Genomic DNA, 13,203 nt, shown 5'->3' on the forward strand with positions numbered 1-13,203 from the left:
TTAAATTAAATAAAACATCTCAATATACTATATATGATATTCTTTACATAATTATTTATATTTTAATCTAAATACAGCATTTTCCAGATAAAAAACCTTGCCCGAAGACAAGGTTTTCATTCTTATTTAGCTTGGCGAAGAGCTCCGTAAAGGATACCTGATACAACCGCACCAATCAATACATAAAGGATATAAAGCAATGGATTAGATGTCAAAGCGATAACGAAGATACCACCGTGAGGAGCCATCAGTTGAATACCTGACAAACCAACCAAGGCACCTGCAAGGGCAGAACCTGCGATAAAGCTTGGGATAGCACGAGCTGGGTCAGCAGCACCAAACGGAATCGCACCCTCAGTGATGAATGAAAGACCCATAACGATGTTTGTCAAACCTGAGTTACGCTCTTCTTGAGTGAATTTATTTTTGTAAAGAAGGGTTGCTACGAATACTGCCAACGGTGGAACCATACCACCAGCCATAACCGCTGCCATGGCAACAGAACCACCTTCTGCAACAGTCGCTGCAAGCGTACCTGTACCGAAGACATAAGCTGCCTTGTTGATCGGACCACCCATGTCAACTGCCATCATACCACCGAGGACAAGGCCAAGGAGAATAGCAGAGCTACCTTCAAGACCTGCAAGGAAGTTGTTCATACCTGTGTTGATAGCTGCCATTGGGATGTTAACGAAGAACATCAAGAAACCAGTGATGGCTGTTCCCAAAAGTGGCAAGAGCAAGATAGCGTTCAAACCTTGGAGAGATTTTGGCATATTACGCAAAGCATTGCGAAGAACGAGTACTACACCACCAGCAAGGAAACCGCCGACAAGGGCACCCAAGAAACCAGATGATACACCAGCAAGAGCAAGCGTTTCTTCACCACCAGCTGCGTAAGGAATTTTACCAAACGCAAGACCGCTGCTAGCGATTGCACCAGCTACAAAACCTGCCACCAAACCTGGTTTTTCAGCGATTGAGTAAGCAATATAACCTGCAAGAAGCGGCAACATGAAGCCAAAGGCTGCTCCACCAATCTTCATGAACATAGCTGCGATTTCATGGTAAGAACCAAGACTACCAAGACTGTCTTGCGGCACACCTAGAGCTCCATCGAATAGGAAGGCAAGTGCGATTAAGATACCGCCACCGATAACGAATGGCAACATTTGAGAAACACCGCTCATCAAGTGTTTGTAGAAAGCTTTACCAAGACTGAGTTTTTCTGAAGATTCCACTGTAGCTGCTCCTTCTGTCGCTGTGTATGCAGATGCTTTTCCATCCAAGATGATGTTAATCAATTCTTCTGCTTGTTTGATACCAGCAGCAACTGGACGAGATACCAATGGTTTACCATTGAAACGAGGCATATCAACAGCCTTATCTGCTGCAATGATAACACCTGCCGCATTCTTGATGTCTTCAGCAGTCAGTTTGTTACCAACACCTGAAGCACCATTGGTTTCAACCTTGATATCAACACCCATTTCAGCAGCTTGCTTCTTAAGAGCTTCTTCTGCCATGTAAGTGTGGGCAATGCCTGTTGTACAAGCTGTTACAGCAACGATAAACGGACGATCACCACTTGGTGCTGCAACCACTTCTTCAACTGCCTTGTCTGCGGCTTCAGCTGTATCAAAGACTGCAATGACTTCTTCTGGGTTCGTTACGGCACGAAGTCTATCTGCAAAACCTGGCTTCATCAAGTATTTGGACAATTCAGCAAGGGCAGCCAAGTGGGTGTCGTTAGCACCTTCTGGAGCTGCAATCATGAAGAACAAGTCTGTTGGTTGACCATCAAGACTTGCATAGTCAACACCCTTGTTTGATTTTGCAAAGAGAACAGTCGCTTCTTTGACAGCAGCATTCTTAGCGTGTGGCATTGCGATACCGTCACCAAGCCCTGTTGTCGTTTGTGCTTCACGGTTCATAATACCTGTTTTGAATACATCAAAATCAGTCACATAACCTTTGTCAACCAAGCTAGTAATCATTTCATCGATAACAGCTTCCTTGCTTGTCGCTTGCAAATCAAGCAACATGACATCTTTTCTCAAAACGTCTTGAATTTTCATAGTCTTTCTACCTCAACTTTTTCATATGTTTCCTTAATAAATGCGATACTTGCCAAATCGTCTGAAAAGGCTGTTGCCGTACCGCAAGCAACTCCCCATTTTAGGGCTTCGATTGGGTCTTGTGAGCGAACGTATTCGCCAGTAAATCCTGCCACCATGGAATCTCCAGCTCCGACAGAGTTTCTCACCGTTCCCTTGATTGGTTTAGCAAAGTAGGTAGCCTGTGGAGTGACCAACAAGGCTCCGTCTCCTGCCATAGAAATGATGACATTCTGAGCCCCCATATCTAAGATTTTCTTAGCGTAGGTCTCGATGTCCGCAATGCCATTTAACTCGACGTTGAAGATTGCTTCCAATTCATGGTTGTTTGGTTTAACCAAAAGTGGCTGGTAAGCAAGTGAATCCAGAAGTGTCTGACCTTCAAAGTCACAGACAACTTGCGCTCCTGCTTTTTTAGCAACTGGAATGAGCTTATTATACACTTCATTTCCAAGGCTGGCTGGTGCAGAACCAGCAAAGACAACTGTGTCTTCTTGGGTCAATCCTGCCAGAACCATTTCTAATTCTGCTAATTGGGTATCCGTCACAATCGGACCCAGGCCGTTAATTTCTGTTTCTTGGTCGGCCTTGATTTTCACGTTAATCCGTGTATCTTGGTCAACCCGAACAAAATCGGTATCAATGCCTTCAGCAACCAATCCATCCTTGATGAACTGGCCAGTGAATCCGCCAAGGAAACCCGTCGCTGTGTTTGGATAGCCCAAACGCTTCAAGACACGGCTAACGTTAATTCCCTTACCGCCGGCATATTTATCATCGCTCTCCATCCGATTGACACTGCCCGTCTCGACATGTTCTAAACGAACAATATAGTCAATAGCTGGATTGAGCGTAACTGTATAAATCATACCTCGATTACCCTCGTTTTCTCTTTGATGATGTCCAACAAACTGCTCTCCGAAGATTGACAGATAATGTTGGCTTTTTCGATTGCTGCAACCTTGGCAAAGGAGAATTGACCGATTTTTGACGCATCTGCTAAAACAAAGCTTTCTTTTGCATTGTCTATAATGGTACGTTTGATGGTCGCTTCTTCAATATCTGGCGTTGTAAAATAGTTTTTATCTATACCATTCATCCCCAGAAATGCCTTATCAAAATTGAGCTGTCGAATTTGTTCCAATGCCATCGCACCAACCGAAGCATCCGTAGACTGCTTAACAAAGCCACCAATGATAATGGTCTTTATCTTGCGTTCTACCAACTTCACAGCATGATGAATGGAATTGGTCACGACTGTTAGATTTTCCTGTTGGAGATAGTCAATCAAGACACCGGTTGTCGTCCCTGCGTCTACAAAAATCACATCGCCGTCCATGATTAACTGTGCTGCTCTTTCAGCAATCATCCGTTTTTCTTGAACGTTTTTGACAGATTTTTCCAGAATGGATTCTTCCAGTTGCAAATTAGCTGGTGCTTCCGCACCGCCATGTACTCTTCGAAGTTTTCCTTCATTTTCTAACTCGTCCAAATCCCTACGAACAGTGGATTCAGATGTTGCTAGAATGTCAACCAATTCTTCCAAGCGGACAAATTGTTGTGCTTGAATGCGTTCTAATATGACTTGCTTGCGTTCTGATTTGAGAATGTCCAACACCTCCTGCAATCGTTTACAAAAACCATTATACACTAAAAACCATCATTGTCAATCATTTTCTAGCAAAATCTTTCAAAAAATGTCAATTTTCTTCAAAAAAAGAACAATCTCTTACGAAATTGCCCCCTTTTCTATCATTGATTTGACCATCTCTTTAAGCATTGCCATCTCTTCTGGACGTCCAACGGACAGGCGAATATATCCTGCTAATTTCCCTGTTGGATAGTACTTGAAATTCCAATCTTTTGCTAAGGCTTGTTGATGAAACACTTCTGCCCACGGCGCCTTAAAGGTCACAAAACTGGTCTGACTTGGCAAGACATGACAATCTTCTAATTGTTCTAAAAAAGCAATCATTTCTTGACGCAGTTTGACAATTGTTTCAACCGTTTCTGTTACTTTATCTTTGTAATCCAAGGCAACTGTAGCCATATGAGCCGTTAAGTTGGATAGACTAAAAGGTGGAATAACCTTGTCAATCTCGTAAATCAAGCGTTCATTAGCAAGGGCAAAGCCCAAGCGGACACCTGCCAAACCGAAGGCCTTGGACAAGGTCCGTAGGACAATCAGATTGTCATAGTCATTGATTTTTTCAGTAAAGCTAGGACAAGCTGCAAACTCGATATAGGCTTCATCAATCACGACCAAGCCTGAAAAGTTGGCGATAATCTTTTCCAATTCCTGTGGGTCATGGGCCATAGAGGAAGGATTATTGGGGTTGGACAGCATGATGACCTTTGCTCCAACCGTTTGGGCATGAGCTAACACCTTCTCCGCAGACAAGGTTAGGCCGCCTTTTTCCCAATCCAAATCCACTCGCTCAAACTGACTACCGTGCATAAGGTTATAGGTCTGATACATGAAGAAGTCTGGATTGACGGTCAAGAAAGTGTCATCCTTTTCCATAAAGGTGGAAATGATCATATGAATAAGGTGGTCCGAGCCAACTCCGACTGTCACTTGTTGAGGACTTACTCCAAGATAGGCCGCATATTTCTCAATCAGTTCCGAATAGGTATTATCCCCGTAGAAACTTAGGCGACTAACTTCCAAGCTCTCCAAGGTTTTTTGTGGCAAAAATGACCAGTCAATGATCCGATTTTCATTGTTGCCCAAGTCAAATCTGGCTTTTTGTTGGATTTTATAAGGTTTGTAATTCTCAAATACCTTGCGTTTCATGTCTTCTCCTTTGAACAGGAAAACACAGTCTAATCAACTGTGTCTTCTGCTTTGATTTTTTCAAAAATAGTTAATTCTTCATCTGTAAAATTGTAGTTTTCTAACAAGTCTGGACGACGTTGATAGGTTTTGCGTAGACTTTCTTCCAAACGCCATTTACGAATATTTTCATGGTGTCCACTCATGAGGACATCTGGTACCACCATTCCACGATATTCGTAGGGACGGGTGTATTGCGGATACTCCAATAGTCCAGATGAAAAACTATCATCTGTATGGCTAATTTCCTTGCCAATAACCTCTGGAATCAGGCGAACGGTAGCATCAATCATGGTCATAGCTGCCAACTCCCCCCCTGTCAGAACATAGTCCCCGAGAGAAATCTCATCTGTCACCAAGGTCTTAATCCGCTCATCATAGCCCTCGTAATGACCACAGATAAAAATCAACTGGTCTTCCTGAGCTAATTCTTCAGCATAGGCTTGGTTAAACGTTTTACCAGCAGGATCCAGCAAGATAACACGTGGCTTGGTTTGATCAATGCTATCCATGGTGTCAAAAATCGGCTGGGCACGGAGCAGCATTCCTTGGCCTCCACCGTATGGCTCATCATCCACATGGCGGGCTTTTTCGGCTTTTTCACGAAAATTATGGTAGTTGATTTCCAGTAACCCCTTGTCACGCGCCTTACCCACAATAGAGTGCTCCAGCGGTGCAAACATCTCTGGAAACAGGGTCAAAATATCAATTCTCATCGTCTAGGCCCTCAAGCAGTTCCACATCGACGCGGTTATTTGGAATATCAATGTTCAAGACAACAGGCGGAATATAGGGTAAAAGCAGGTCTTTCTTACCTTTGCGTTTTACCACCCATACATCATTGGCACCTGGTTGCAAGATTTCCTTGATTTGTCCGATCAAGATGTCATTTTCATAGACATCCAAGCCGATAATTTCATGGTAATAAAACTCACCGTCTTCGAGATCGGTCAAGTTTTCCTCGGCGATTTTCAAACTATAGCCCTTGTACTTTTCAATATCATTGATATGGTACATGCCCTTAAACTTGATAATATCAAAGTTTTTAGCCTTACGGTGACTAGTAATTTCCACTTCCATGACAAACTGGTCTTTATCATTAAACAAGGCCAATTTTGCCCCTTTTTTGAAGCGTTCTTCTGCAAAATCCGTCACAGATAAAACACGCATTTCTCCTTGCAAGCCTTGGGTATTGACAATCTTTCCTACGTTAAAATAATTCATGACTTCTCCATCTGATTTTCTATCCTTTTATTTTAACACGACGAGGGTATTTTCTCAATAATAAGGCAAAAAAAAGAAGGAGATTGGATTGTTAACCTATCTCACTTCCATAAATACTTAATCTTGTTTATAATAAACCTCGTTCGCCACTTCTTCCGCTGGTGGTAGGTACTGACTGATGAATAATCTATTTTTAGTCGTATCACTTAAATCTGTTTCCCCAGTAGTCGGAAATTCGATTGCAACTCCAGCTGGAATAATTTGTAGGCTGGCACCGTACATACCAAAACGATGGCTCCCTCTTGCAATGCCGTTTGAATCGATTTCACGAATGGTTAGATCGCTATCCTCCTCATTAGTGATCTTGCCAGATGAATCAATAACCAAGACAGTCCCTTTGGCATTTGCCCAAGTTCCAGCAATAGTTGAGAAATCACCAGCTAACAGCCCCTGCATATCAATAGTAGGTGCAGATGTATTTTCTTGCACTGCTACAACTTTTTCCAATTTAGTCCATGAAAGCGTGCTTAAATCGACAACTGAGGCAGATGAAGGATTGGTCGCTCCTTCTGCCTGTAGGGTTAGTTGACCTGCAGTAGAGTCATATTTATAGTTTCTAAAACTACCAGCTGTTTCTAAAGAGTAACTTCCATCTTCAAGTGGCCACAGGGTTACTTTTTCACCAATCTCTGGACCTTGCTGACGGAACTGATCAACCAGTCTTATCAACTGCCCGTCATTCCCTACAGTATATAGGTCGATGAGGACAAATTGAGAACTCGTCGATAAGGCGACAGCTAATTCATCTACACCATCTTTATCAAAATCATTTTGGACATAATATGCTCCAGTATAAACAGTTGGATATTGTTTAAGTCCATAAAGAAGACCACTCACTTCATCACGATTTAGGGCTGAAAGTTCCAATCCCAAACTTGCCTGATAACGGTCGATAACCTTTTGATAGCTAGAATAATCCACCTCTACCGTCTTCGTTTCCGACTGACTTGAAGTTGTTGAACTTGATGTTGCTTGTGAACTTGATTGACTGCTCACAGCTGTCTCTTGCTTCACTTCACCCGATTTACACGCAGTCAAAAGAACCACAGAAAAAAGTAATAGAAATTTCTTCATTTTCATATAACCTCCAAATATAGTAGCAAGTTTCCAAAGCTTGAAAAGCTACTTATCTTAAGTTTAATATTTTGGGAATATTTGTCAAGGTAAATGTTTGACTACATGCGACCTGATTTCTAACAAATTTTTTCGACAGGATTTGAACCTGCAAGAATTAGGATACTGATATTTTCATTCCTTGCCATAGAATGTGCATATTTACTTGCAGCTTCTTGGCTAGAAAAAACATGGGCTTGATTATAGTCATAAACTATGTTGTAGATATCATTAAAACTATCAATAGTACCAACAAAACTCTGTTTCTCATTTATCAAGTCAATAATTGTAATCCTATATTTTGATTGCTCTTCTGCCCATCTCTTTTCTTCATTTGCCTTTTTCATCTTAGGGTAAATGAAATATCTAAAAATAATGACGGAAGCAAATAATAAAATAGTTACAAAATCGCCCATAAATAACTCCTATAGATTGTTGAGATATTCACTCTGAACGCGTACAGCCTCTTTATATTCTCTCATTGTTTTAGGATGTCTGATAACAGAAAAAAGTACTTGACTAGCAATTAGCGCATATCGGACAAAAAATGTAATAATAAATGCAAAAGCAACGGTCTTTACATTCTCGGTATAATCCCTAGAAATTTTATTTTCGTTGATTGTATAGTGGTGTTCCCTAGCTAAACTCTCTGCAGTAACATTTTTTATACCATCCTTACTAAAAATCGAGCGACGATATCTAAAAATCTTCTTGGGATCATATGGAAATTTGAAGAGTTGATAGTCCGAATACCAGAAGAATGTATACACTGATAACATCAAATAAGCAAAAAATAAAATTGTTCCTACATTGATTTCTCCAAATAAAAATGGTATTAGACCCCAGAAAAGATTGAAATAGAAAACATCACCTAAATAGTATTTCAAAGGTACCTTAGGTGTATCAAAATAATTTTTAAAAAATGTTGTAATTTTTTTCATAAAAAGTCTCCAAAATTAGTAGTAGATAGATTAGCATCTCCTTGTAAGGCTCCTCCTTTAGCACATTTTTTTCATACAGTGCTATCTATCTCTTATATTGTACCCCCCCCCCGAACATATTTGTCAAGGTAAATGTTAAAAAAATTGAATTTTAAAAAGCCGGATTGCTCCGACTTCTTCTAGTCTATTAACTCAGATAGTGACTTTTTTGTCCTGACTGTCAGCTCATAAGGAAATTCCAGATAGGTTTTGCCATTTTTCTCATAGAGATAGGCAATTTTATTATAAGGTTGAAAGGTCAGTTGATAATAATTTTCTACTCCAACTGGCTGGTCTTGATTACTGGCATTGTCTAAGAAATAGGGATGAATTTGGACAAGCTCTGTCAGAAGCTCTTCTACTTCGCTACCTTTTAGCATTCCTATCTCTTCTCCATCCTGATTGCTGATTAAAATCTGGTCCGATTGAGGGAACCTAATTTCCGTTTTCCTCATGTGAAAATAGCCAATACTCAAGCAGATACAAGATAGAACAATACAAATCAACCACTTCTTTTTCATAATAAAACCTGCCTTTTTGAGTAAATTTTATCAAGCACAGAAAAATATGTCAAGAGAAAACTCAAACATTTATTGAAAACGAGCGATTTTTTTCAACCGCAATCTGAGGGCAATCCCACAGACAAAAATCCCTGAAATCAAGCCAATCCAATAAGCTTCTGGACCCATTTTGAAAAATCTTTCAAGGAAAAAGGCAACTGGGAAGGTCATGGACCAATAGGCAACTAAGCCAAGTATAAATGGAACTGTCGTATCCTTGTAGCCCCGCAAAATTCCCTGAATGGGAGCTGTATAGGCATCTGCTAGTTGGAACATGAGGGCAAAGCTTAGAAAATGCGAGGTCAGACGGATAAAATCTGCGTCATTGCCGTAGAGGAAAGCGACTTTGGAACGGAAAAAATAAAGAAAAGTAAGTGTCAATCCTGCAAAACCTAGTGCCACCAAGCGTCCTAAACGGCTGTAGGCTTTCACATCCTGAGGTCGTTTAGCCCCTACTTCATAGGCAATGACAATTGCTAGGGCTGAAGAAACCGAGGCAGGAAAGGCATAAAGCAAAGTGGCAAAGTTCATCGCTGACTGATGAGCTGCAATAATTTGGGCTGAAAATTTTGCCATATACAAACCGACTACCGCGAAAATAGCAACCTCAGCAAAGACCTGCAAACCTATCGGCAGACCAACCTTCAAGCCTTCCTTCAATAAAGAAAGGTCGATCGAACTCCACCGCCAAATCTCATAAGAAGCAATGGTCTTATTTTTGCACATGACCATGACGATTACTAGTAATACAGCCCAGTAAGCTAAAGCAGTCCCCAATCCAGCTCCTGCTCCGCCCAGGACCGGTAGGCCCATTTTCCCATAAATCAAGAGATAGTTAAAGAGACTGTTAAAGGGAACCAGGAGCAGCATGAGGTACATGGAGAGGCGGGTCAAGCCCAAGGCATCGAAAAAGGACCGACAGACGCTGAAAAGCAAGAGAGGGAGGATGCCAATAGAGATATAGGAGAGGTACTGCCTGCCGACCTGAAAGACCTCTTTGTCAAGGTCAAACTGTGCCAAGGTGGGAATGGCAAGCAGGTAGACCAAGAGCCAGAGAAGAACTGTCAGCCCAAGGGCTAGATAGACAAACTGATGAAATTCCTGTCGGATTTTTGTCTTCTCTCCTTGTCCTAGATATTGAGCAATGATTGGAACAAGTGCAGATACGATACCCGTCAAAAATGAGAACAAGGGGTTCCAAAGACTTGTCGCCATGGAAACACCTGCCAAATCCATGGTGCTGTACTGGCCTGTCATCATGGTATCGATAAAGGAGGCCGAATAATTAGCAAATTGATAAATCAAAATAGGTAAAAATATTTTGATAAAGAGCCATAATTTTTCTCTATTACTCAATGTTTGGTACATACTTATTCTCTTTCAATTTTATATAAATATTGTAACAAGAAAAGGACCTGCATTGCAAGTCCTCTTTGACTAGATTGAATCACCATTCCAGATTGAATTTTTTACGATGACATAGTCCACGTGTTTCAAGCTGGTAATATCACGACCACCTGCATAGGAAATAGAGGATTGCAAATCTTGCTCCATTTCAATCAGAGTATCTCTCAAATGTCCCTTGGCTGGCAGGAGAATTTTTTTACCTTCTACGTTCTTATAGGCTCCTTTTTGGTATTCAGATGCAGAGCCATAGTATTCTTTAAACTGTTTGCCGTCTACTTCCACCGTCTTTCCAGGGCTTTCGATGTGTCCTGCAAAGAGAGAGCCAATCATGACCATGCTTGCACCGAAACGGATGGATTTGGCAATATCTCCGTGGGTACGGATACCACCGTCCGCAATAATCGGCTTACGAGCAGCTTTTGAACACCAACGAAGGGCAGCCAGCTGCCAACCGCCTGTACCAAAACCAGTTTTGACCTTGGTGATGCAGACCTTACCAGGACCAATTCCAACTTTTGTCGCATCCGCACCAGCATTTTCCAACTCACGAACAGCTTCTGGAGTGCCGACATTCCCAGCAATGACAAAGGTATCAGGCAATTCTTTCTTGATATGCTTGATCATCTTAATGACACTATCCGCATGACCATGCGCAATGTCAATGGTAATAAACTCAGGCGCGTCAGCTTTTAAACTAGAAACAAAGTCATACTCATAGTCTTTCACACCAACCGAGATAGAAGCAATCAAGCCTTGGTCATGCATGCGTTTCACGAAAGGAACACGCCCCTCCTCATCAAAACGGTGCATGATGTAAAAATAACCATCTTTGGCCAACATTTCTGCCACATCTTCATCCAAGATCGTCTGCATATTGGCAGGAACCACTGGCAGTTTAAAAGTGTATTTTCCGAGTGTTACAGATGTATCTGCCTCTGAACGACTATTGATGATACATTTGTTTGGAATGAGCTGAATATCTTCGTAGTCAAAAACTGGTGTTTCATTAAACATGAGCTTCTCCTCTGTTCGTTTTTAAATGATTTTTGTATTAGGAAATACTAGTTTGTTCGTTTTTCCTTAACCGACATCTAAAATTATATCTCATCGTTTGGTTTTTGTCAATATACTTTGTGCATCATGAGTAAACGTTCGTTTATTATTGTTTTAATAAAGCAAAATAGGATTGAATATTCGTCAAATTCCGTTTTAGAAGACATTCTATTGAATATTTCTAAAAACGTTCTGATTTTACTGGAAATTTTTGACAAGAATACGAAAAAAATCCTCAAAAACTGAAGATTTTTTACTCAAATTCATATAATTGTGGAAATTTATCACATTCAGGATTTTTGGGATGGCAGACTTCTCGTCCAAAATAAATCATGGCCTGGTGGGCTGGCAGCCAGAGTTCTGGTGGTAAGACCTCCATGACCCGCTTTTCCGTTTCCAGTGGGGTCGCTGATTTTTTGACAATATCGTGGTGTTTGCAGATCCGACCCACATGGGTATCGACTGCGAATGCAGGAATGCCAAAACCGACACTCAACACCACATTGGCCGTTTTTCTCCCCACACCGGCTAAGGCTTCTAATTCCTCCCGTGTCTGTGGGACAATGCCATCATGTCGGTCCAACAACTGCTGGGCGCATTCTTTCAAAAACTTGGCCTTATTACGATACAAGCCCAAGCGAGAAATGTAGGGCTCGATGTCCTTCACCTCTGCTGCTGCCATGGCTTGAGGCGTTGGGAAAGCCTCGAACAAACCTGGGGTTGCCTTGTTAACTGCAGCATCCGTTGTCTGAGCTGACAAAAGTACTGCGCAGACCAATTCAAAATGGTTGCGGAAATCCAGACTAGGCTGAGCATCAGGATAAAGGGCGATGATTTCTTCAATAACTTTTCTTGCACGTTTCTTTGATAATACCATATGTCCATTATAGCATGAAAAAGGAGAATTTTCTAAAAAGTAACTTGCGAATGTGTCCCGTTCTCATGCTATAATAATCTATAGAAAGGAGTTGACTATCATGGATTTACAAGAACTTTGTCGGCAGGTCATTCAGGAACGACCTATGAACAGCCACAAGGGAACCTTCGGCCGTGCCTTACTGATTGGCGGACTTTACCCTTACGGTGGCGCCATCATCATGACTGCCCTAGCCACTGTCAATAGCGGAGCTGGCTTGGTTACTGTCGCTACTGAGAAAGAAAACATTCCAGCACTGCATAGTCACCTACCTGAAGCCATGGCCTTTTCGGTTGAGGACAAAGACTTACTCCTAGTAAATATAAAACATGCTGACCTGGTATTGATTGGGCCTGGTTTAGGGGACAATAGCCGAGCAAAAAACCTAGTTGACCTTGTACTTGAAAATGTGTCAGAAAAACAAATTCTTGTCCTGGATGGCTCTGCCTTGACCTTGATAGCCAAACAGAACAGGAAAATTTTTCCCTGCAAACAGGTCATCCTGACACCTCACCAAAAAGAATGGGAAAGATTGTCTGCCATCCCCATTGACCGACAAACAAGCCAGACCAACCTAACCGCCTTAAGAGAGTTTCAAGAACATACTATTTTAGTCGCCAAAAGTTTTATGACACAAGTGCTTCAAGCAGCCCCCGAACAGATTACTCCCATCAAAGCAGGCGGTCCCTACCAAGCAACAGGTGGAATGGGCGATACGCTTGCTGGCATGATTGCAGGATTTGCCCTGCAATTTCCACATGCTCCCCTATACGATAAAGTCGTTGCAGCCACCTACCTTCATTCCTATATCGCTGACCAATTGGCCCAGCAATTCTATCTTGTAAAACCTACAGATATTTCGAAAGACATTCAAAAAACCATGCATTACTTTCAGATGAAATAAGCACCTAATCATCGGACTAGGTGCTTTTTGATT

Annotated in this window: 14 protein-coding genes; 1 reads left to right on the top strand and 13 read right to left on the bottom strand. The window is 41.6% G+C overall.

All coding sequences use genetic code 11. The annotated features are described in order from the left end of the window. Positions 1–122 precede the first annotated feature (122 nt). From C1G57_RS10040 to nth, 13 genes are all read right to left on the bottom strand, one after another. Complete coding sequence (locus C1G57_RS10040; RefSeq protein WP_105114770.1) at positions 123–2,078, bottom strand: PTS fructose transporter subunit IIABC; 1,956 nt, start codon at positions 2,076–2,078, stop codon at positions 123–125. Further along, positions 2,075–2,986, bottom strand: a complete 912-nt coding sequence (pfkB, locus tag C1G57_RS10045; protein WP_105114771.1) for a 1-phosphofructokinase — start codon at positions 2,984–2,986, stop codon at positions 2,075–2,077. Before pfkB ends, C1G57_RS10040 begins: the two co-directional genes overlap by 4 nt. Continuing rightward, on the bottom strand, positions 2,983–3,732 hold the full coding sequence (locus C1G57_RS10050; protein WP_105114772.1) for a DeoR/GlpR family DNA-binding transcription regulator: 750 nt from the start codon (positions 3,730–3,732) through the stop codon (positions 2,983–2,985). Before C1G57_RS10050 ends, pfkB begins: the two co-directional genes overlap by 4 nt. A gap of 114 nt (positions 3,733–3,846) precedes the next feature. Continuing rightward, positions 3,847–4,914 carry a pyridoxal phosphate-dependent aminotransferase gene (locus tag C1G57_RS10055; protein ID WP_105114773.1) on the bottom strand — a complete coding sequence of 356 codons (1,068 nt, stop codon included), beginning with the start codon at positions 4,912–4,914 and terminating at the stop codon, positions 3,847–3,849. Between the two features lie 29 nt (positions 4,915–4,943). Next, positions 4,944–5,669, bottom strand: a complete 726-nt coding sequence (gene trmD, locus C1G57_RS10060; RefSeq protein WP_105114774.1) for a tRNA (guanosine(37)-N1)-methyltransferase TrmD — start codon at positions 5,667–5,669, stop codon at positions 4,944–4,946. Continuing rightward, positions 5,659–6,177: a ribosome maturation factor RimM gene (gene rimM / locus C1G57_RS10065; RefSeq protein WP_105114775.1), complete on the bottom strand. Its 519-nt coding sequence runs from the start codon at positions 6,175–6,177 to the stop codon at positions 5,659–5,661. The genes trmD and rimM overlap by 11 nt, the downstream gene beginning before the upstream one ends. A 117-nt stretch (positions 6,178–6,294) precedes the next feature. Continuing rightward, positions 6,295–7,317 (bottom strand): DUF6287 domain-containing protein, encoded by a 1,023-nt coding sequence (locus C1G57_RS10070; RefSeq protein WP_105114776.1) that lies wholly within the window; start codon positions 7,315–7,317, stop codon positions 6,295–6,297. Between the two features lie 113 nt (positions 7,318–7,430). Then, the gene (locus C1G57_RS10075; protein ID WP_105114777.1) at positions 7,431–7,766 is read right to left on the bottom strand and encodes a hypothetical protein; all 336 of its coding nucleotides are present in this window, start codon (positions 7,764–7,766) and stop codon (positions 7,431–7,433) included. 9 nt (positions 7,767–7,775) lie between these two features. Beyond that, a complete protein-coding gene (locus tag C1G57_RS10080; RefSeq protein ID WP_105114778.1) occupies positions 7,776–8,291 on the bottom strand; it encodes a hypothetical protein in 516 nt (171 codons plus the stop codon). 179 nt (positions 8,292–8,470) lie between these two features. Next, complete coding sequence (locus C1G57_RS10085) at positions 8,471–8,851, bottom strand: DUF5301 domain-containing protein (protein ID WP_105114779.1); 381 nt, start codon at positions 8,849–8,851, stop codon at positions 8,471–8,473. Positions 8,852–8,920: 69 nt separating this feature from the next. Then, positions 8,921–10,258 carry an MATE family efflux transporter gene (locus tag C1G57_RS10090; protein ID WP_105114780.1) on the bottom strand — a complete coding sequence of 446 codons (1,338 nt, stop codon included), beginning with the start codon at positions 10,256–10,258 and terminating at the stop codon, positions 8,921–8,923. A 69-nt stretch (positions 10,259–10,327) separates the two neighbouring features. Next, on the bottom strand, positions 10,328–11,311 hold the full coding sequence (gene guaC / locus C1G57_RS10095; protein WP_105114781.1) for a GMP reductase: 984 nt from the start codon (positions 11,309–11,311) through the stop codon (positions 10,328–10,330). 292 nt (positions 11,312–11,603) lie between these two features. After that, positions 11,604–12,227 (bottom strand): endonuclease III, encoded by a 624-nt coding sequence (gene nth, locus C1G57_RS10100; protein ID WP_105114782.1) that lies wholly within the window; start codon positions 12,225–12,227, stop codon positions 11,604–11,606. Between the two features lie 100 nt (positions 12,228–12,327). Between nth and C1G57_RS10105 the strand changes: the two genes are divergently transcribed. Next, entirely contained in the window at positions 12,328–13,170 is an 843-nt protein-coding gene (locus C1G57_RS10105) for an NAD(P)H-hydrate dehydratase (protein ID WP_105114783.1), read from the top strand. The last annotated feature ends 33 nt before the right edge of the window (positions 13,171–13,203 follow it).

Origin of the sequence: Streptococcus suis (assembly GCF_002960425.1) — a bacterium.
Taxonomy (GTDB): domain Bacteria; phylum Bacillota; class Bacilli; order Lactobacillales; family Streptococcaceae; genus Streptococcus; species Streptococcus suis_S.

Bases quoted from the DNA above. Each gene is read 5' to 3' on its own strand.
- rimM (WP_105114775.1), bottom strand. From the start codon at position 6,177: ATGAATTATTTTAACGTAGGAAAGATTGTCAATACCCAAGGCTTGCAA.
- C1G57_RS10080 (WP_105114778.1), bottom strand. From the start codon at position 8,291: ATGAAAAAAATTACAACATTTTTTAAAAATTATTTTGATACACCTAAG.
- C1G57_RS10085 (WP_105114779.1), bottom strand. From the start codon at position 8,851: ATGAAAAAGAAGTGGTTGATTTGTATTGTTCTATCTTGTATCTGCTTG.
- C1G57_RS10040 (WP_105114770.1), bottom strand. From the start codon at position 2,078: ATGAAAATTCAAGACGTTTTGAGAAAAGATGTCATGTTGCTTGATTTG.
- trmD (WP_105114774.1), bottom strand. From the start codon at position 5,669: ATGAGAATTGATATTTTGACCCTGTTTCCAGAGATGTTTGCACCGCTG.
- C1G57_RS10070 (WP_105114776.1), bottom strand. From the start codon at position 7,317: ATGAAAATGAAGAAATTTCTATTACTTTTTTCTGTGGTTCTTTTGACT.
- guaC (WP_105114781.1), bottom strand. From the start codon at position 11,311: ATGTTTAATGAAACACCAGTTTTTGACTACGAAGATATTCAGCTCATT.
- pfkB (WP_105114771.1), bottom strand. From the start codon at position 2,986: ATGATTTATACAGTTACGCTCAATCCAGCTATTGACTATATTGTTCGT.
- C1G57_RS10105 (WP_105114783.1), top strand. From the start codon at position 12,328: ATGGATTTACAAGAACTTTGTCGGCAGGTCATTCAGGAACGACCTATG.
- C1G57_RS10055 (WP_105114773.1), bottom strand. From the start codon at position 4,914: ATGAAACGCAAGGTATTTGAGAATTACAAACCTTATAAAATCCAACAA.
- nth (WP_105114782.1), bottom strand. From the start codon at position 12,227: ATGGTATTATCAAAGAAACGTGCAAGAAAAGTTATTGAAGAAATCATC.
- C1G57_RS10075 (WP_105114777.1), bottom strand. From the start codon at position 7,766: ATGGGCGATTTTGTAACTATTTTATTATTTGCTTCCGTCATTATTTTT.
- C1G57_RS10090 (WP_105114780.1), bottom strand. From the start codon at position 10,258: ATGTACCAAACATTGAGTAATAGAGAAAAATTATGGCTCTTTATCAAA.